The sequence below is a fragment of the Herbaspirillum sp. alder98 genome (genome assembly GCF_020179755.1).
Lineage (GTDB): Bacteria > Pseudomonadota > Gammaproteobacteria > Burkholderiales > Burkholderiaceae_D > Herbaspirillum.
This window is the reverse complement of sequence record NZ_JAIUCY010000003.1, coordinates 338,354-357,059: the sequence shown is the minus strand read 5'-3', so window position 1 is coordinate 357,059 and position 18,706 is coordinate 338,354. Positions and strand designations below refer to the sequence as shown.

Annotated in this window: 14 protein-coding genes and 1 pseudogene; 8 read left to right on the top strand and 7 right to left on the bottom strand. The window is 64.2% G+C overall.

The features are described from left to right. The first annotated feature begins 46 nt into the window (after positions 1-46). The 6 genes and pseudogenes from LBW87_RS09525 to xylB all read left to right on the top strand — a co-directional run bounded on the left by LBW87_RS09525 (position 47) and on the right by xylB (position 6,598). Positions 47-973, top strand: coding sequence for a carbohydrate ABC transporter permease (locus LBW87_RS09525; RefSeq protein WP_413927636.1), 927 nt, complete (start codon positions 47-49; stop codon positions 971-973). Between the two features lie 29 nt (positions 974-1,002). Further along, a pseudogene (locus tag LBW87_RS09520) lies at positions 1,003-1,785 on the top strand (carbohydrate ABC transporter permease); the annotation flags it as partial. Then, positions 1,785-2,504 carry an HAD-IA family hydrolase gene (locus tag LBW87_RS09515; protein WP_225201204.1) on the top strand — a complete coding sequence of 240 codons (720 nt, stop codon included), beginning with the start codon at positions 1,785-1,787 and terminating at the stop codon, positions 2,502-2,504. The pseudogene LBW87_RS09520 and the gene LBW87_RS09515, both read left to right, overlap by 1 nt. Before the next feature lie 58 nt (positions 2,505-2,562). Continuing rightward, positions 2,563-3,684: an ABC transporter ATP-binding protein gene (locus tag LBW87_RS09510; RefSeq protein WP_225201203.1), complete on the top strand. Its 1,122-nt coding sequence runs from the start codon at positions 2,563-2,565 to the stop codon at positions 3,682-3,684. An 18-nt stretch (positions 3,685-3,702) separates the two neighbouring features. Beyond that, on the top strand, positions 3,703-5,106 hold the full coding sequence (dalD, locus tag LBW87_RS09505; RefSeq protein WP_225201202.1) for a D-arabinitol 4-dehydrogenase: 1,404 nt from the start codon (positions 3,703-3,705) through the stop codon (positions 5,104-5,106). A 34-nt stretch (positions 5,107-5,140) separates the two neighbouring features. Beyond that, the gene (gene xylB, locus LBW87_RS09500) at positions 5,141-6,598 is read left to right on the top strand and encodes a xylulokinase (RefSeq protein WP_225201201.1); all 1,458 of its coding nucleotides are present in this window, start codon (positions 5,141-5,143) and stop codon (positions 6,596-6,598) included. Between the two features lie 196 nt (positions 6,599-6,794). On the opposite strand, the gene LBW87_RS09495 is transcribed toward xylB, so the two are convergent. The 5 genes from LBW87_RS09495 to LBW87_RS09475 form a co-directional block, all read right to left on the bottom strand. Then, on the bottom strand, positions 6,795-8,357 hold the full coding sequence (locus LBW87_RS09495) for a PAS domain-containing methyl-accepting chemotaxis protein (RefSeq protein ID WP_225201200.1): 1,563 nt from the start codon (positions 8,355-8,357) through the stop codon (positions 6,795-6,797). Positions 8,358-8,514: 157 nt separating this feature from the next. Further along, positions 8,515-9,306 (bottom strand): BPSS1780 family membrane protein, encoded by a 792-nt coding sequence (locus LBW87_RS09490; protein ID WP_225201199.1) that lies wholly within the window; start codon positions 9,304-9,306, stop codon positions 8,515-8,517. A 12-nt stretch (positions 9,307-9,318) separates the two neighbouring features. Continuing rightward, positions 9,319-10,272 (bottom strand): homoserine kinase, encoded by a 954-nt coding sequence (locus LBW87_RS09485; protein WP_225201198.1) that lies wholly within the window; start codon positions 10,270-10,272, stop codon positions 9,319-9,321. A 136-nt stretch (positions 10,273-10,408) separates the two neighbouring features. Further along, complete coding sequence (locus LBW87_RS09480; RefSeq protein ID WP_225201197.1) at positions 10,409-10,837, bottom strand: hypothetical protein; 429 nt, start codon at positions 10,835-10,837, stop codon at positions 10,409-10,411. A 110-nt stretch (positions 10,838-10,947) separates the two neighbouring features. After that, positions 10,948-11,694 (bottom strand): TIGR00730 family Rossman fold protein, encoded by a 747-nt coding sequence (locus LBW87_RS09475; protein ID WP_225201196.1) that lies wholly within the window; start codon positions 11,692-11,694, stop codon positions 10,948-10,950. On the opposite strand from LBW87_RS09475, the gene polA reads away from it, so the two are divergent. Both polA and LBW87_RS09465 read left to right on the top strand, forming a co-directional pair. Beyond that, a complete protein-coding gene (polA, locus tag LBW87_RS09470) occupies positions 11,695-14,469 on the top strand; it encodes a DNA polymerase I (RefSeq protein WP_225201195.1) in 2,775 nt (924 codons plus the stop codon). Positions 14,470-14,785: 316 nt separating this feature from the next. Continuing rightward, positions 14,786-16,459 carry a methyl-accepting chemotaxis protein gene (locus LBW87_RS09465; protein WP_225201194.1) on the top strand — a complete coding sequence of 558 codons (1,674 nt, stop codon included), beginning with the start codon at positions 14,786-14,788 and terminating at the stop codon, positions 16,457-16,459. A gap of 9 nt (positions 16,460-16,468) precedes the next feature. On the opposite strand, the gene LBW87_RS09460 is transcribed toward LBW87_RS09465, so the two are convergent. Both LBW87_RS09460 and LBW87_RS09455 read right to left on the bottom strand, forming a co-directional pair. Then, positions 16,469-17,389, bottom strand: coding sequence for a glycerophosphodiester phosphodiesterase family protein (locus LBW87_RS09460; protein ID WP_225201193.1), 921 nt, complete (start codon positions 17,387-17,389; stop codon positions 16,469-16,471). A 13-nt stretch (positions 17,390-17,402) separates the two neighbouring features. Beyond that, on the bottom strand, positions 17,403-18,587 hold the full coding sequence (locus LBW87_RS09455; protein WP_225201192.1) for a porin: 1,185 nt from the start codon (positions 18,585-18,587) through the stop codon (positions 17,403-17,405). Positions 18,588-18,706 lie beyond the last annotated feature (119 nt).

Sequence of the window (18,706 nt, the reverse complement as noted above, 5' to 3'; positions counted from 1 at the left end):
ACCCGAGGCTGCCATGTCATCGATTCATTCTTCCCATTCCGTCACCATGTCCAGCAAGCGTCCCGCTTCTGCCCCCAAGGCCACGCTCGCCCCGCCGCGGCCACGCCTGAATCCGATTCGCCTGTTGCAGGCGCCGTCAGTGCTGATCCTGCTGGCATGGATGATCGTGCCGCTGGCCATGACCATCTATTTCTCGGTCAATCGCTACAACCTGATGGCGCCCGACCAGACCGGTTTCGTCGGCCTGGAAAACTACAGTTTCCTGCTGGAAGACCCGGCTTTCTGGCCATCGATCGGCAACACCGCGTTGCTGATCGGCTCGGTGCTGGTGGTGAGCGTCATCGGCGGCACGCTGCTGGCGGTGCTGTTCGACCAACCGTTTCGGGGGCGTGGCATCGCCCGCCTGCTGGTGATCGGCCCGTTCTTCGTGATGCCCACCGTGGCCGCCCTGATCTGGAAGAACATGATCATGCATCCGGTCTACGGCATGCTGGCGTTCGTCATGCGCCACCTGGGGCTGGAACCGATCGACTGGCTGGCCCAATACCCGATGCTGTCGGTGATCATCATCGTGTCCTGGCAGTGGATACCGTTCGCCTTCCTGATCCTGCTGACCGCATTGCAGTCGCTCGACAATGACCAGAAAGAGGCGGCCCAGCTCGACGGCGCCGGCCCGCTGCGCATCTTCTTCTACATCGTGCTGCCGCACCTCAAGCGCGCCATCACGGTGGTGATCATGATCGAGACCATTTTCCTGCTGTCGATCTTCGCCGAGATCTTCACCACCACCGCCGGCGGCCCGGGCACCGCCACCACCAACCTGACCTACCTGGTGTACGCCATCGGTCTGCAGCAATTCGATATCGGCATCGCGTCCGCCGGCGGCATCTTTGCCGTGGTGCTGGCCAATGTGGTGTCGTTCTTCCTGGTGCGCATGCTGGCGCGCAATCTGAAAGGGGCCAACGAAGCATGAACGATCAACGACAAAGCCCCTGGTGGGTGGGCGTACTGGCCTGGACCTGCGCCTTGCTCCTGTTCTTCCCGATCTTCTGGGTGGCGATCACGGCCTTCAAGACCGAACAGCAGGCCTATACGCCGAGCCTGCTGTTCATGCCGACGCTGGACACCTTCCGTGAAGTGTTCAGCCGCAGCAATTACCTGGCCTTCGTGCAGAATTCGCTCATCGTCTCGCTCGGCTCGACCTTGCTGAGTCTGCTGCTGGCGGTGCCGGCCGCGTACTCGATGGCCTTCTTTCCCACCAAACGCACGCAGAAGCTGCTGCTGTGGATGCTGTCGACCAAGATGATGCCGGCTGTCGGCGTGCTGATCCCGATCTACCTGCTGGCCAAGGGCAGCGGGCTGCTCGATACGGTTACCGGGCTGACGCTGGTCTATACGCTGATCAACCTGCCCATTGCGGTATGGATGGCCTACACCTACTTCAATGACGTACCGCGCGAAATCCTGGAGGCGGCCCGCATCGACGGCGCCAATGCCTGGCAGGAGATGATCTACCTGCTGCTGCCCACGGCCATGCCGGGGCTGGCCTCGACCGCCTTGCTGCTGGTCATCCTGTCGTGGAACGAAGCCTTCTGGAGCCTCAACCTGTCCAGCGTCAACGCCGCACCGCTGACGGTGTTCATCGCCTCGTACTCGAACCCCGAGGGGCTGTTCTGGGCCAAGCTGTCGGCCGCTTCGCTGCTGGCCATCGCGCCCATCATGGCGCTCGGCTGGCTGGCGCAAAAGCAACTGGTGCGTGGCCTCACGTTCGGGGCGGTCAAGTGATGATGCAGCGGCAACCGATCACCCACCTGGTCTGCGACTGCGACGGCGTGTTGCTCGACAGCGAAAGCATCGCGCTGCGCATTTTGCACCGTGAACTGCTGCCGCTGTTGCCGACCCTGGCCCAGGGCGAGGAAGAAGAACAGGCCCGCAGTGCCGGCTTGCACCATGCCATCGCCAATCGCCTGGGCATGTACACCGATCTGCTGCTGGATGAAGTCGATGTCGAGTTTGCCTTTGGCCTCACGGCGCAGCAGCGCGAACAGATCAAGGTAGTGGTGGCCCAGGGCTGCGGCGACCTGGCCGAGCCGGTGCCGGGCGTAGCGCAAGCGCTGGACATGATCCGGCTGCCGCGCGCGGTGGCCAGCAACAGCGAAAGCGCCCGCATCGAAGCCGGGTTGCGCCGGTGCGGCCTGTATGCCCAGTTCGAGGGCCGTATCTTCAGTGGTCATGAGGTGGCCCGGCCCAAGCCGGCGCCCGACGTCTACCTGGCTGCAGCAGCGGGCTTCGGCGTCGATCCGGCGCGTTGCGTGGCGGTCGACGACAGCATCACCGGGGTGCGGGCAGCGGTCGCGGCCGGCATGCATGTGCTCGGCTTTACCGGCGTGGCGCATGACCGCAAGGCCATGGCGCAGCAACTGATGCAGGCCGGTGCTGCGCGCACCTTCGACGACATGAAACTTTTTCCGCAACTGATTTCGGAACTGATCTGGTTGCGTTGAACACCCAGAACGCATCGTCCCAAAAGGCCTGCGGTGCGTTCGTCCCAAGGAGATTGATATGGCAGCAGTAAGCATCCGCAACCTGGCCAAGCGCTACGAGAGCCAGGAAGTCATGCGCGACATCAACCTGGAAATCGAGGACGGCGAGTTCGTGGTCTTCGTCGGCCCCTCCGGCTGCGGCAAGTCGACCTTGTTGCGCATGATCGCCGGCCTGGAAGAGATCAGCGACGGCGAGCTCGATATCGGTGCGCGCCGCATGAACCACATCCCGGCCGCCAAGCGTGGCGTGGCGATGGTGTTCCAGTCCTATGCGCTGTACCCGCACATGAGCCTGTACGACAACATGGCCTTCGGTCTCAAGATTGCCGGCAAGTCCAAGGCCGAGATCGATAGCGCCGTGCAGCACGCCGCCAGGATCCTGCATATCGATCACCTGCTCGACCGCAAGCCGCGCGCGCTTTCGGGCGGCCAGCGCCAGCGGGTGGCGATCGGCCGCGCCATCACGCGCCAGCCCAGCGTGTTCCTGTTCGACGAGCCCCTGTCCAACCTGGATGCGGCGTTGCGGGTGAAGATGCGACTCGAGTTCGCGCGCCTGCACCAGGATCTCAAGACCACCATGATCTACGTGACTCACGACCAGATCGAAGCCATGACGCTGGCCGACAAGATCGTGGTGCTGTCGGAAGGCCGGATCGAACAGGTCGGTTCGCCCCAGCAGCTCTACCATCACCCGGCCAACCGCTTCGTGGCCGGTTTCATCGGTTCGCCCAAGATGAACTTCATCGACGCCAGCGTGAGCGCCATCGGCGCCGATGGCGTGCTGGTGCAACTGGCCGGTGGCGGCCAGCAACTGGTCAGCGTCGATGGCAGCCTGCTGGCCGTCGGCGCGCCGGTCACGCTGGGCGTGCGGCCCGAGCACCTGCTGCAGGTCGAAGGGCAGGGGGCGTTGCGCGCGCAGTTTGCGGCGCGCGAGTTGCTGGGCGATTTTTCCTATCTCTACGCCAGCTGCGAGGGCGCCGACGACGGCCTGATCCTGCGCGTGCCGGACAGCGTCGATCCGGCGCACGGCAGTGTGCTCGAGCTGGGCGCGCCGGCCAATCGCTGCCATTTGTTTACTGCCGACGGACTGGCCCTGCCACGCCTGCCCCAGGTGAGTTCGCCGGCCCACGTGACCCAATAAGACAATGAAGGACCGCCAATGACAAGTTCACCCGACGACCTGACCTGGCTGCATATCGGCGCCGGTTCGTTCCACCGCGCCCACCAGGCGGTCTACCTCGATCGCCTGCGCCAGCAGGGCCTGGCCGGCCCCTGGCGCCTGGCGCTGGCCAACATCCGCGCCGACATGAGCGAATTGCTCGATGCGCTGGCGCGCCAGGACGGCGACTACACGCTGGAGACGGTCACCCCTGAAGGCCAGCGCAGCTACCAGCGCATCGAGGTCATCGATCGCATCGTGCCCTGGAGCGAGCAACTGGCCGAGCTGATCGCCGTCGGCGCCGCCGCCGGCACCCGCATCATTTCGTTCACCGTGACCGAAGGCGGCTACTACCTGGACCATCGTCACCGGCTCGACCCCGCCAACCCCGATCTGGCCGCCGACCTGCAATGCAGTCTGGATGGCAGCGGCCGTCCGCGCACCATCTACGGCGCCATCGGCGCCATCCTGCATGCGCGCAGCAAGGACGGCGGCCAGGCGCCGCTGACCCTGCTCAACTGCGACAACCTGCGCCACAACGGCGAACGATTCCGGGCCGGCCTGCTGGAGTTTCTGGCGTTGCGCGGCGAATCGGCATTGGCGGGTTGGGTGGAAAAATTCACCAGCTGTCCCAATGCCATGGTCGACCGCATCACGCCGCGCCCGACGCCGGCCGTGCGGGAACGCGTCAAGGCTGCCACCGGCATCGACGATCCCTGCGCCCTGATGGGTGAATCGTTCATCCAATGGGTGGTCGAAGATGACTTCAAGGCTGGTCGCCCGGCGCTGGAACAGGTCGGCGTCGAGATGGTGGCGTCGGTGCTGCCGTATGAAGAAGCGAAGATCCGCATCCTCAACGCCAGCCACAGCTGCATCGCCTGGGCCGGCACCCTGGTCGGGCTGCAATACATCCATGAAGGCACGTTGCGCGACGACATCCGCGACATGGCCGCCGAGTACGTCACGCAGGACGTGATTGCCTGCCTCACGCCCAGCCCGCTCGACCTGGCGGCCTACCGCGACACCACGCTGGCGCGCTTCGGCAATCCGGCCATCGAGGACACCAACCAGCGCGTGGCCGCCGATGGCTATTCGAAGATCCCCGGTTTCATCCGCCCCACCATCGAACAAAGCCTGGCGGCCGGGCGCGAACCGCTGGCCACGGCCATGCTGCCGGCGCTGTTCTTCGTGTTCCTGCAACGCTGGCATGCCGATGCCTTGCCCTATGCCTATCAGGATGGCCTGTTCGACCCGGCGGCGGTGCACGCCATGCTGTCGAGCGACGATCCCTTGCGCGCCTTCGCCGAAGATCGCGTGCTGTGGGGCGAGCTGGCGGGCGATGCGCGGTTGCTGGAGCTGTTGCGCCAGGCCGAGCAGCGGGTACGGCAATGGCTGGCGCGCTAGAATCGCACTCCAATAACGAATAACGAGGAGCGCCATGTATCTCGGCATCGACCTGGGCACGTCCGAGGTCAAGGCGGTAGCGATCGACGACAGCGGCCAGATACTGGCGCTGGCCGGCAGCCCCCTGGACGTCACGCGGCTGCATCCGCGCTGGTCCGAGCAGCAACCTGAACATTGGTGGCAGGCCTGCGGTCAGACCATGGCTGCGCTGCGCCGGCAACTGGGTGAGCAACGCTGGCGCACCGTCAGCAGCATCGGCCTGTCGGGCCAGATGCACGGCGCGGTGCTGCTGGACGAGCACGACCAGGTATTGCGACCGGCGATCCTGTGGAGCGATTCGCGCAGTGCGCCGGAATGTGCAGAGCTGACTAACCGGGCACCACGCCTGCACGCCCTGGCCGGCAACCTGGCCATGCCCGGCTTTACCGCACCCAAGCTGATGTGGGTGGCGCGTCACGAACCGGAGCTGTTCGCCCGCATCGCGTGTGTCCTGTTGCCCAAGGACTGGCTGCGCCTGCGCATGACCGGCACGCGCATCTCGGATCCATCGGATGCGGCCGGCACCTTGTGGCTCGATGTCGAGGCGCGCGACTGGTCCGACGAACTGCTGGCGGCCAGCGGCATGCGGCGCGACCAGATGCCGGCGCTGGTCGACGGCAGTGCGGTATCGGCCACGTTGCTGGCGGAAGTGGCGCAGGCCTGGGGCTTGTCGCCCGGGGTGACGGTGGCCGGTGGCGCCGGCGATGGCGCCGCCAGCGCCGTGGGGATCGGCGCCATCAATCCTGGTGATGGCTTCCTGTCATTGGGCACCTCCGGGGTGCTGTTCGTGGTCAACGACCGTTTCAGCCCCAATCCGGCGCGCGCGATCCATGCGTTCTGCCATACCTTGCCGCAGCGCTGGCACCAGATGAGCGTGATGCTGTCGGCCGCCAGTTGCCTGCGCTGGTTCTGTCGCCTGTGTTCGGTCGACGAGCCGACGCTGTTGGCCGAGATCGGGCAGCAGGGCACCGAGCAATTGGCGCAGGCACCGCTGTTCCTGCCGTATCTGTCGGGGGAGCGCACGCCGCACAATGATCCTTATGCGCTGGGCGTGTTCCATGGCCTGTCGCCGGAACACCAGCGTGCCGCGCTCGGCTATGCGGTGCTCGAAGGCGTCGCCTTCGGCATGGTCGACGGGCTCGACGCGTTGCGTGCAGCTGGGTCGGATGTAAGCCAGCTGTCGCTGGTCGGTGGCGGCGCGCGCAGCCCTTACTGGGCGCAACTGATCGCCGATGCGTTGGATGTACGCATTGTCACCCATGTCGGCGGCGAAGCCGGTGGCGCGCTGGGTGCGGCCCGGCTGGCCTGGCTGGCTGCGGGTGGCAGCGAAGAAGAGGTATGTCGCAAGCCCGAGATCCATGCGGTGCACGAACCGGACCCGGTGCGGCATGCGGCCTTGCAGGTGCGGCTGCAGCGGTATCGGCAGATATATACGCCGTATCCGCCGTTGTGACGGCCTTAGATCCAACGTTAACGCCACTGGGTTCCTGCCTTCGCAGGAACGACGGGGGTAGATGGATCGACTAACATTTTCCCATTCCCCGTCGTCCCGGCGCAGGCCGGGACCCAGCGTCGTCAAACGACCTTCGAGGCATCAGCAACGCCACCGGGTTCCTGCCCGCGCAGGAACGACGGCACAGGGCATACCATCACTTGCGGTTGAACTTGAACACCGAAATCGCCTGCAGCAATTGCATGGTCTGTTCTTCCAGGCTGCTGGCGGCAGCAGCGGCCTGCTCGACCAGCGCCGCATTCTGCTGGGTGGCCGCATCCATCTGCGTCACCGCCTCGTGCACCTGGTTGATACCGGCGCTTTGCTGCAGCGTGGCTTCGGTGATCTCGCCCATGATGCCCGAGACGCGCTGCACCGAATCGACGATCTCGCGCATGGTGTTGCCGGCGTCTTCCACCTGGCGATTGCCCACCGTGACCTTGTCGACCGAATCGTCGATGAGGTGTTTGATTTCCTTGGCGGCGCCGGCCGAGCGTTGCGCCAGTGAGCGCACTTCAGACGCCACCACCGCAAAGCCTCGTCCCTGTTCGCCCGCACGCGCGGCTTCCACCGCCGCGTTCAAGGCCAGGATGTTGGTCTGGAAGGCAATGCTGTCGATCAGGCCGATGATGTCGACGATCTTGCTCGACGAGGCGCTGATCTCGTTCATCGTCGCCCCGGTGCTGGCCACGGCGCTGCCGCCCTGGGTCGCAATGCGCGAGGCCGAACCGGCCAGTTGATTGGCCTGCACCGCGTGCTCGGCATTCTGCTTCACGGTCGAGGCCAGTTGCTGCATGCTGGACGCGGTCTCTTCGATGTTGGCCGCCTGCGCCTCGGTACGACGCGACAGGTCGAGGTTGCCCGAGGCAATCTCGTGGGTGGCACCGTTGATGGTTTCGACATTGGCGCGCACGTCGCCGATGATGGCCGTCAGGTTGACGTTCATCTGGCGCAACGCCAGCAGCAGATGCCCCAGCTCATCGTGGCGATCGGTCTCGATCCGGCCCGAGAGATCGCCACCGGTGATGGCGTGGGTGATGTCGAGCGCCTGGCGCAGCGGCTTGATCAGGGCGCTGCGCAATACCGCCCACAGCACCAGGCTGATCAGGCCAGAGGCACCTGCCAGCGCGCTGATCCACCATTGCTGCAGGGTGGCGAAGCCGGCAAACATCACCGCCAGCTGGATTGCCAGCATGCAGCTCATGGCCAGGTTGATGCGGGTGCTCAGGCGCATGCGGCCGAGCTGCCCCAGCCAGCCGGCGACGCCGGTGCGGATCACCTCGCCGCGGTGCAGCGCAATATGCTTGGCTTGCCCGCGACGCATGCTGGCGTACAGTTTTTCTGCGCCCTCGACCGAGGCGCGGTCGGGCTTGGTGCGCACCGACATGTAGCCGACCACCTGCCCGCTGTCGTGGATCGGCGTGACATTGGCGCGGACCCAGTAGTGGTCGCCGTTCTTGCTGCGATTCTTGACCAGCCCGGTCCAGGGTGTGCCGCCCTTGATGGTGGCCCACATGTCGCCGAAGGCGTCGCCCGGCATGTCCGGGTGGCGGATCAGGTTTTGCGGCGCACCCAGCAGTTCTGCTTCGGTGAAGCCGCTGATGTCGACGAAGTACGGATTGACATAGGTGATGTTGCCCTTGAGATCGGTCTTGGAGACGATCGCCCGACCGTCGACCAGCAGGCGTTCCACGCCAGTGACCGGCATGTTCATGCGCATTCTGTTACCCCCGTGTAAAGATGCTTGATGTGATGTGCGTGCGACCAGGGAGCGCGGGTTGCGCGACTCCTTCATACCTCGCCATTCCCGTAGCTTGGTATCGGTCTGGCCGGGTCAGCGTGACGCTGCCCGGCAGGTGAAGCGGCCTGACGTGTGGTCAGAGCACTTCGTTGCGGGGCTGGGCGTTGCTGCCTGGCTTGCCAAAGACGGCAGTGTAAGTCGCATAGAACGAGCAGTACATGATCACCGTCAATATTATCGAGATTGGCAGCAGGACAAACATCACCGCCGTGACGCTGCCGATGATCAGGCCCATCAGCAGGCTGATCAGGGTCATCACGATCAGGGTCAGGGCAAACCATGACAATGCGAACAGCAGGAAGGCGGCGCCGGCGCGCTTGACCGCGAAGAAGCTGTAGAACAGCGCCTGGCCCAGTGGCATCTGTTGCCACATGATCAACGGTGCGGCGTACCACAGGGCCATCAGGGCCGGCACGTACAGCACCGCCGCCACCACCATGGCAATGCTCATGCTGCCGGTGCCGGCGGCCATTTCGGCGCCCGACAGGCCGCCGCCCATCATGGCCTGCCAGAAGATGCCGCCATCCACCAGGCGCGAGATCGCCACCACCACGGTGGCGGCCAGCAGATACAGCAGGCCGAGCTTGAGCAATGCATTGCGCGCCGGGCTGCGAAAGCCGATCAGCAGCAGGTTGGGGTAGACCCGCTGGCCTTTTTCGATCTGCACGCAGGCTTGCATGAATGCCATCGAAAAGACCGGCATCAGGATCAGCGGCAGCAGTTGCCCCAGCACCGGGATTACGCCGGTGATCAGCATCAGGAAGGAGTAGCAAAGGAACAGCGTCGAGATCTCGGCAGGCTGCTTGCGAAACAACGCAAAGCCTTGCTTGACCCAGAGCCAGCCTTCTTTAGCGGGAATTTTCTGCATGTGTCTCGTTTATCAGAGGGCTGCCGGCGCTTGTGCGATGCGCAGCCGCAAAATGCGTTCGAAGTGCGCGGGATCGTGCGGAGTCAGCATCTCGGCCTCGCGCGGCATGTAAAAGTCGACCAGGCGCGACAGCCAGAAGCGCAGCGCAGCCGCACGCAGCATCGGCTGCCATGCCTGGCTTTCGGCGTCCGAGAAAGGACGCACCGCGCGATAGGCTGCCAGCATCGCATCGGTGCGGGCCTCGTCCAGCACGCCGGTGTCGAGATCGACGCACCAGTCGTTGACGGTCACGGCCAGGTCGAACAGCCAGGTATCGCAACCGGCGAAATAGAAATCGAAGATGCCCGACAGGCGTTCGCCCACGAACATCGCATTGTTACGGAACAGGTCCGCATGCACCGGTCCGCGCGGCAGCGCACGGTAGGTGGCGGTAGCGGCGAAGTCCTTCTGATACTGCACCTCGTCGGTCAGCAGGCGCGCCAGCCCGGCCGGCAGGAAAGGCAATACGGTGGGCGTATTCTCGAGCCACCAGGCCAGGCCCCGCAGGTTCGGCTGCATGATCTTGAAGTCGCGCCCGGCCAGGTGCATGCGCGCCAGCATGTCGCCCAGTGCCCCGCAGTGCACCGGTTGCGGATCGAGTTGCGATTCGCCTTCGAGCTTGCTGACGATCGCCGCCGGCTTGTCATTGAGCAGGTTGGCGATGGCGCCGCTGTCGCTGGGCACCGGCGCCGGCACCGGAATGCCGCGCTGGGCCAGATGGCGCATCAGTTCGAGGTAGAACGGCAGTTGCTCGATGTGCAGCTTTTCGAATAGCGTCAGCACATACTCGCCGCGCTCGGTGTCGATAAAGAAATTACTGTTTTCGATGCCGGAAGAAATGCCGCGGATCGAGGTGGCGCGGCCCAGCGGGAATTGTTGGATCCAATCCGAAAGTTGTTCCAGACTGACCGGTGTGAAGACTGCCATGACGAAATCTAAAGATGTGTTGCTTGCCGGGTACGCCGTGAAGCGGCGCCCTCAAAGCCCGCATCGAACCGATGCGGGGCGACCTTGCTGAAGCTGGACGCCGGTGGCCACGACTGCAGCCCCGGCGCAAGTCCGATTACTTCTTGCTGTTGGCGTCGGTGTCGCCTTCTTTCTTCTTGGTGCCCCAGTCGAATTCACCGACCTTCCATTGGGCATTGGTCGGCGGACCGCTCTGGGCGTCGCCCGGGGTCGAGCTGCCGACGTTCTGCTTCGGGCGCAGGTAATAGGTGCTGGGGCCGGACTTGACTTCGATTTCCTTGGTCTGTCCGTGGTCGCGTTGTTCCTTGATGCTGTTGCCGTTGCTGCTGTCGGCATCGCCCGGCTTGCGGATGGTCACCGCAGGCGGTTCGCCTTCTTCCAGTTTTTCGAGTTCGGGCGGTGGGGGTGCCGGTTGCGCCATGGGCATGGCGGCAGTCTGCGCCAGCGCCAGCGGGGCAGCCAGACTGGACAGGCACAGCAAGGCAGCGGCCAGCGACTCTTTGGACCAGACGTTGATTGGTTTCATGATGGTTTCGGGTTGGTCTAGGTGTTGTATCGGGCCATTGTAGCAAACCATCGCAGTGCGCCGCCGGTGTTTCGCCTGGGCAATCCACCGGCGGGCATGCCGCGCCGCCGTTACAGGAATGCGCCGCTCTGGCGCTCGGCTTCGACCGGCGAATCGATGGGTTGGTCTTTTTCGGCATGGAATTTCTGGATCGCGACGACGATCTCGGCCGGATCGTCGATCACCTGCAGCAGGTTCAGGTCTTTCGGCGAGATCATGCCGTCGTTGACCAGGGTGGTCTTGATCCAGTCGATCAGGCCCGACCAGAACTGGCTGCCCACCAGGATCACCGGCATCAGGCGCGACTTGCCGGTCTGCATCAGCGTCAGCGCTTCGGTCAACTCGTCGAGCGTGCCGAATCCGCCCGGCAGCACGACATAGGCATCGGCATACTTGACGAAGGCGACCTTGCGGGCGAAGAAATGGCGGAACGACAGCGAGATGTCCTGCCAGGCGTTGCCGTGCTGTTCGTGCGGCAGTTCGATGTTCAGGCCGACCGACGGTGAGGCGCCGTCGAAGGCGCCGCGGTTGGCCGCTTCCATGATGCCGGGGCCGCCGCCGGAAATCACGGCATAGCCGGCGTCGGACAGGCGACGGGCGATATCGATGCACAACGCATAGTGCGGATCGTCCGGTTTGGTACGGGCCGAACCGAAGATGGAAACGGCGGGACGCAGCTCCGACAGGCGTTCGGTCGATTCGATGAATTCTGCCATAATCGTGAGTACATGCCACGACTCGCGCGCCTTCTTTGCCGTTGCGCGTTCAATGTCGATCACTTCCCGCAGTCGCGGTACTTTTTTTCCTCTTTGTTCCATATGCAAAAAACCTTGTTGTTAGTTGATGGTTCCAGTTACCTGTATCGCGCTTTTCATGCACTGCCCGATATGCGTAACGCCGAAGGCGCACCCACCGGCGCGCTGTACGGCATCATCAATATGCTGCGCCGACTGCGTAACGATTATCCCGCAAGTTACGTCGCCTGTGTATTCGATGCCAAGGGCAAGACTTTCCGCGACGATCTCTATGCCGAATACAAGGGCACCCGCAAGCCGATGCCTGACGACCTGGCGCTGCAGGTCGAGCCGATTCATGCTGCAGTGCGGGCGCTGGGCTGGCCGATCCTGATGGTCGAGGGCATCGAGGCCGACGACGTCATCGGCACGCTCTCGGTGCGCGCCACCGAAGTCGGGCTCGACACCATCATCTCGACCGGCGACAAGGACATGGCGCAACTGGTCAACGAACACGTCACGCTGGTCAACACGATGAGCAACGAGATCCTTGATCCCAAGGGCGTGACCGAGAAGTTCGGCGTGCCGCCGGAGCGCATCGTCGATTACCTGAGCCTGATCGGCGACACCGTGGACAACGTGCCCGGGGTCGAAAAATGTGGGCCGAAGACCGCAGTGAAGTGGCTCACCGCCTACGGATCGCTCGATGGCGTGATCGAAAATGCGCCCAAGATCACCGGCGTGGTCGGCGAGAACCTGCGTCGCGCGCTGGACTGGCTGCCGCAGGGGCGGGTGCTGGTGACGGTCAAGACCGATTGCGACCTGTCGGCGCACATGGGCACCATCCTCGACTCGCTCACCATGCAGCCGCAGGACAATGCCGCCCTCAAGGATCTGTTCACCCGCTACAACTTCAAGACCTGGCTGCGCGAGATCAGCGAAGCGGGCAACGCCGCGCCGGTGGCTGCCACGGCCGTCGCTGCAGCAGATGGCGCGACGCCAGTGGCCGGCGCCGACCCGGTGGCGCAAGGCGGCCTGTTTGCGGCGCGTGTCGCGGCCGAGTACGAGACCGTGCTCACCGATGCCCAGCTCGATGCCTGGCTCGCCATCATCGACAGCGCCACCCTGACCGCGGTCGACACCGAGACCACCTCGCTGGATGCCATGCAGGCGCAACTGGTCGGCATTTCGCTGTGCTGCGACACCCGTCGCGCGGCCTATATTCCGGTTGCGCACGACTACCAGGACGCGCCAACCCAGCTTGCGCGCGAGCACGTGCTGGCGCGCCTGAAGCCGTGGTTCGAAGATGCCTCCAAGCCCAAGCTGGGCCAGAACCTGAAGTACGACAGCCATGTGCTGGCCAACTACGGCGTGACCATCAACGGCATCGTGCACGACACGCTGCTGCAGTCCTACGTGTTCGAGTCGCATCGCACGCATGACATGGACAGCCTGGCCGCGCGCCACCTCGATCGCAAGACGGTGTCGTATGCCGAAGTATGTGGCAAGGGCGCCTCGCAGATCGGCTTCAACCAGGTCGAGATCGGGCGCGCCACCGAATATGCCGCCGAAGACGCCGAAGTCACGCTGGCGCTGCACCAGGCGATGTGGCCGCAGATCGAGGCCGATCCCAAGCTGCGCTACATCTACGAGACCATCGAGGTGCCGACTTCGGTGGTGCTGCGCAAGATCGAACGCAACGGCGTGCTGATCGACAGCGAACGGCTGGCGACGCAATCCAACGATCTCGGGCGTCGCATGCTGGAGATCGAACAGCAGGCCTACGATCTGGCCGGACAACCGTTCAACCTGAATTCGCCCAAGCAACTGGGTGAGATCCTGTTCGGCAAGCTGGAACTGCCGGTGGTCAAGAAGACCGCCTCGGGCGCGCCGTCAACCGACGAGGAAGTGCTGCAGAAGCTGGCCGAAGATTACCCGCTGCCCAAGGTACTGCTCGATTACCGTGGCCTGGCCAAGCTCAAGTCGACCTATACCGACAAGCTGCCGCGCATGGTCAACCCGCAGACCGGGCGGGTGCACACCAACTATGCCCAGGCGGTGGCGGTCACCGGACGCCTGTCGTCCAATGATCCCAACCTGCAGAACATTCCGATCCGCACCGCTGAAGGTCGCCGCATCCGCGAAGCGTTCATCGCGCCCGAAGGCAGCGTGATCGTCTCGGCCGACTATTCGCAGATCGAGTTGCGCATCATGGCGCACATCTCCGGCGACGAAGCCATGCTCAAGGCCTTTGCCGATGGCGAAGACATCCACCGCGCCACCGCCGCCGAGATCTTCGGCATCGCGCCGGCGCAGGTCGAGTCCGAACAGCGTCGTTACGCCAAGGTGATCAACTTCGGCCTGATCTATGGCATGAGCGCATTCGGCCTGGCCGGTAACCTGGGCATCGAGCGCTCGGCGGCGCAGATGTACATCGAAAAGTATTTCCAGCGCTTCGCTGGCGTGAAGCGCTACATGGACGAGACCCGCCTGCAGGCCAAGGCGCTGGGCTATGTCGAAACGGTGTTCGGTCGCCGCCTGTGGCTGCCCGAGATCAATTCGCCCAATGGCCCGCGCCGCCAGGGCGCCGAGCGCGCCGCGATCAATGCGCCGATGCAGGGCACCGCCGCCGATCTGATCAAACTGGCAATGATCGCGGTCCAGGGCTGGCTCGAGTCGTCCGGCCTGGCCACCCGCATGATCATGCAGGTGCACGATGAACTGGTGTTGGAAGTTCCACAACAAGAGCTGGAACTGGTGCGTGAAAAACTGCCTGAATTGATGAAAAACGTTGCGGAGCTGAAAGTTCCCTTGCTAGCGGAGGTCGGAATCGGTAAGAATTGGGACGAAGCACATTGATTGCCTGATGGCATGGCTGGCACCGCCGACAAGCGATGTCAGCCTGACAATCACCAGCTGGCAATCGACGGAATCAGCGTAAGAGCAGAATCAGAATCAAAAAAACAAGAGACAGGCCGACAGCGTCAGGCAGTTAAAAAACAAGACGATGCGGCACAGGAGCGGCCGGGCATTCCGGCCTTGCAGCAGCGATCGGCGCAGCGCCGGTTCGGACAGGGATTTTCACCAAGGGCATGATTTCGCGCGCATCGCGTGTGCATCGTGCCGCCTGCGTCCGGCGCCCGCCGCCCCTCTGCAATCACACAAGGAGGAGACGATGAAATCAGGCATGAAGGTCGGCACCCGGCTCGGGCTCGGGTTTGCATGGGTGGTGTTGCTGCTGGTGGCGGTGACCGCATTCGGCATCTACAACATGCACCAGGTGCAGGCGCGCTTCAATCACGTCATCGAGGTCAAGAACCCCGAGAGCGCCCTGGTCAAGGACATGATGGATACCGTGGCCGAGCGCTCCATCTCGCTGCGCAACCTGATGCTGCCGGCAGCACCCGAAGACGTCGATATCGAAGCCCAGTACATCGATGCCCAGACGCTCAAGTACAAGATGTCGGCGCAGAAGTTGCAGAAACTGTTCGATGAGTCATCGGGCACCACCGCCGACGAGAAAGCCGCATTACCCAAGATCGGCGCGCATGCCGCCAACGCCGAAAAGCTGATCACGCAAGCGGTCGAGTTCGGCCAGCGGCGCGAAGCCTATGAGCTGGCGCAGTTCCTCAAGGACCAGTACCTGCCGGTGCAGAAAGCCTGGCAGGTCGAACTGAAGTCGCTGGCCGTGCTGGAAGACAACATCAACCGCGAAACCGCTGCCACCAGCGCCAGCGCGTATGCCCAGGCGCGCTTGCTGATGCTGATCATCAGCGCCATCGGCGTGGTCACGGCAATCCTGGCGGCGATCGTGCTGACCCGGCAGTTGCTGCGCAAGCTCGGCGGCGAACCCGACTATGCGGTGCAGATCGCCGGCCAGATCGCTGAGGGCGACCTGGCGGTAGTGATCGACACCCGCGCCGGCGACCATGACAGCCTGCTGGTGGCGATGCGCACCATGCGCGACAAGCTGGCCGCTATCGTGTCCCAGGTGCGCACCGGCGCCGAGACCATCACCACTGCATCGTCAGAAATCGCGCGCGGCAACCTCGACCTGTCGGGGCGTACCGAACAGCAGGCAGGTGCGCTCGAAGAAACCGCCTCGTCGATGGAACAACTCAATTCCACCGTGCGCCAGAATGCCGACAACGCGCTCCAGGCCAACGAGTTGGCCGTGGCCGCTTCGCAGGTCGCGGTGCAGGGCGGCACCATCGTGTCGCAAGTGGTCGATACCATGCAATCGATCAATGCCTCTTCGCGCAAGGTGGCCGACATCGTCAGCGTGATCGACGGCATCGCCTTCCAGACCAACATCCTGGCGCTCAATGCGGCGGTGGAAGCGGCGCGCGCGGGCGAACAGGGGCGGGGGTTTGCAGTCGTGGCTTCTGAAGTGCGCTCGCTGGCGCAGCGCTCGGCGGCCGCCGCCAAGGAAATCAAGGTCCTGATCGGCGACTCGGTGGGCGAAGTCGAGAACGGCAGTCGCTTAGTCGAGCAGGCCGGCAGCACCATGCACGATATCGTCAGCAGCATCAAGCGCGTGACCGATGTGATGACCGAGATCACGCATGCCAACCGCGAGCAGAGCAGCGGCATCGAGCAGGTCAACGAAGCGATCATCCAGATCGACGACATGACACAGCAAAATGCGGCACTGGTCGAACAGGCCGCCGCCGCCGCCCGTTCGCTGCAGGAACAGGCATCCGGCTTGCAGCAACTGGTGAGTGTGTTCCGGGTCGACGGGGTGCAGGCTGCACCGCACCCGGTGCGTCAGGCCACCGTGCCGGCGGAAAGAGAACTGGACGTCACGCCATCGGCGCCGGGATTGCCGCCGATGGCGCTGGGGTCCTGAGCTGATAGATCAGCGCGTCGCTGGCGTCCACGCCCGCAACTTCGCGGGCGAGTCCGTCATGACCGCATCCACGCCCAGTTGCACGGCTTCGCGATAAGCCTCTGGCGAGTCGACGCCGAACACCATCACCTTGACGTCGCGCCCGCTCCTGAAACAGGCCAGCGCGGCCGGCGTCCACCAGTGCGCATTGACTTCCGAGACGCCCTGGCCGAGCGTGAATTTCTCGACCAGTTGTACCTTGCGCACCAGTTCGATACCCGCCCACACGCCCGGTGCCGGCGCTTCGCACGGGCCGCCGTTCAAGGCCACCCGCGCCAGCCGCGCCCGGGTCGCATCGCGCGACTCGAACAATTGCGCCTTCGGGTACTTGGCCATCAGCGCCAGGATGTCGGCTTCGGTGGAATAGAAGCGCACCCGCTGCCAGGCGTTTTCCTCGTCCACGACGCGTGCCACCGCCGCCACCAGCGGCTCGGCCGGCAATTGCTTCATGTCGACCAGCAGTGGCGTGGCCGGCGGCAGGGTACGCAAGGCTTCGCGCAGGGTCGGGATGGTCACGGCCCGGGCGCGATACGGAAAGCGCTTGCTGCCATCGGCGTCGGCCACGGCGAACTGGTAGCCGGCGTTGAGACGGCGCAGGTCGGCCGCATCCAGCGTATTGACGGGGCCGCGGCCATCGGTGAGCGCCGCCAGGTCGGCCGGGCGATACAGAACCGGCTCGCCGTCGCGCGACACCTGCACCGTCATCCACAGCAGATCGGCGCCATTGCGCAACGAGGCCTGCAATGTCGACAAGGTGTTTTCAGGACCGTCGCCGGTGCCGCCCCGGTGCGCCGCCACCAGCGGCGCGGACGACTGGCAGGCCGTCAACGCCAGCAGCAGCGCGGCCGCGCCCATGAGTCTTGAGGCCGGATTCAGATTGAAGTTGGTCATGGTTTCACTTACCTCAGAATTTGTGGCGAATGCCGGCGGTCAGCACGTTCTGCGTGTTGCTGCCGCCCGGCGCCACGTACAGGCCAGGGTTGATCATGCCGCTGGAACGGATGTTGGCGTAGAACAGGTAGACGTCGGTGCGCTTGGACAGGAAGTAATCCACGCCGGCCGACAATTGCATAGCGCTGCCGTCGGCGGCGCCGACGAACTTCGAACGCGTGCCCACCACGTTGCCCAGCAACTGCACGTTGGGGGTGATGCTGTAGTTCACGCCCAGGTCGAGGATGTTGACGCGGCTGTTGTTGACGCCGCCGAAGGTGAAGGCGCCGCCGCTGCTGGCTGTGAAAGCGGTCATGGCGCTGCCGGCGGCCACCGCCAGCGGTTGGCGCACCTGCGAGAACGAACCGTAGAGACGGGTGTTGCCGATGCGCCAGGAGCCGCCCAGCAGGAAGGTGCGCAGCGATGCGCTGCCGGCGCTGCCGGCCACCGCGCCCGGCGCCACGCCGGAGTCGCTCGATCCGGTAAAGCTGTTGTTGGTGGTCAGCTTGTTCTGGAAGTAGGCCGCGCCGATCGACAGGCCGCCATTGGTGTAGCTGCCGCCCAGGCCAAACGACTGACCGGCGCCGACCGATCCGGCCTGCTCACCGAAGCCGACCAGCGTGCTCAGCACCACGCCGCCCATGTTGGGCGAGTTGTAGCGCACCGAGTTGTTCACGCGCGCGCCTTGCGAGCGGTCCAGGTTGAGTGCGTGGATGTTGTTGACCAGGCTGCCGAAGTCGAGCGCGCCGTTATACGCCGAGAGGTCATCGATGTAGTCCTTCTGGCGACCCAGCAGCAAGGTACCGGCACTGCCCGACAGGCCGACCACGGCGGTGCGGCCGAACAGCAATCCGCCTTGCGCCATCGCGCCGGTATCGGCATTGAAGCCGTTTTCCAGCGTGAACAGCGCCTTGAGGCCGCCGCCCAGCTCTTCCACGCCCTTGAAGCCCAGGCGCGAACCCTGCGCCACGGCGGTATCCATCGACAGCCGCGAGCCGGTGCCGGTAGGGTTGGCGGCGGTGGCGTTGGCGACCTTGTCGGTATAGGTGATGCTGGGATTGATGATGCCGTAGATGGTGACGCTGCTCTGGGCGTGCGCGCCGAAAGCGGTGACCAGCAAGGGGGCGGCGATCGACGCGGCAAGGATGTGTTTTTTCATCGGACGATAGTCAAAAAAGAGTGGGGGAAGTGAAGCGATGCGGACTATGACGATGCTTTGTTACGACGCCATGACTGATCGTCGATATGAACATCCGAACGCGTTCATGTGAAAACGAA

What these genes read in the sequence shown, in the direction of transcription:
- LBW87_RS09460 (WP_225201193.1), bottom strand. Translation starts at nt 17,389, where the DNA reads ATGACCAACTTCAATCTGAATCCGGCCTCAAGACTCATGGGCGCGGCC.
- LBW87_RS09495 (WP_225201200.1), bottom strand. Translation starts at nt 8,357, where the DNA reads ATGCGCATGAACATGCCGGTCACTGGCGTGGAACGCCTGCTGGTCGAC.
- LBW87_RS09525 (WP_413927636.1), top strand. Translation starts at nt 47, where the DNA reads ATGTCCAGCAAGCGTCCCGCTTCTGCCCCCAAGGCCACGCTCGCCCCG.
- polA (WP_225201195.1), top strand. Translation starts at nt 11,695, where the DNA reads ATGCAAAAAACCTTGTTGTTAGTTGATGGTTCCAGTTACCTGTATCGC.
- dalD (WP_225201202.1), top strand. Translation starts at nt 3,703, where the DNA reads ATGACAAGTTCACCCGACGACCTGACCTGGCTGCATATCGGCGCCGGT.
- LBW87_RS09490 (WP_225201199.1), bottom strand. Translation starts at nt 9,306, where the DNA reads ATGCAGAAAATTCCCGCTAAAGAAGGCTGGCTCTGGGTCAAGCAAGGC.
- LBW87_RS09515 (WP_225201204.1), top strand. Translation starts at nt 1,785, where the DNA reads ATGATGCAGCGGCAACCGATCACCCACCTGGTCTGCGACTGCGACGGC.
- LBW87_RS09455 (WP_225201192.1), bottom strand. Translation starts at nt 18,587, where the DNA reads ATGAAAAAACACATCCTTGCCGCGTCGATCGCCGCCCCCTTGCTGGTC.
- LBW87_RS09485 (WP_225201198.1), bottom strand. Translation starts at nt 10,272, where the DNA reads ATGGCAGTCTTCACACCGGTCAGTCTGGAACAACTTTCGGATTGGATC.
- xylB (WP_225201201.1), top strand. Translation starts at nt 5,141, where the DNA reads ATGTATCTCGGCATCGACCTGGGCACGTCCGAGGTCAAGGCGGTAGCG.
- LBW87_RS09480 (WP_225201197.1), bottom strand. Translation starts at nt 10,837, where the DNA reads ATGAAACCAATCAACGTCTGGTCCAAAGAGTCGCTGGCCGCTGCCTTG.
- LBW87_RS09475 (WP_225201196.1), bottom strand. Translation starts at nt 11,694, where the DNA reads ATGGAACAAAGAGGAAAAAAAGTACCGCGACTGCGGGAAGTGATCGAC.
- LBW87_RS09465 (WP_225201194.1), top strand. Translation starts at nt 14,786, where the DNA reads ATGAAATCAGGCATGAAGGTCGGCACCCGGCTCGGGCTCGGGTTTGCA.
- LBW87_RS09510 (WP_225201203.1), top strand. Translation starts at nt 2,563, where the DNA reads ATGGCAGCAGTAAGCATCCGCAACCTGGCCAAGCGCTACGAGAGCCAG.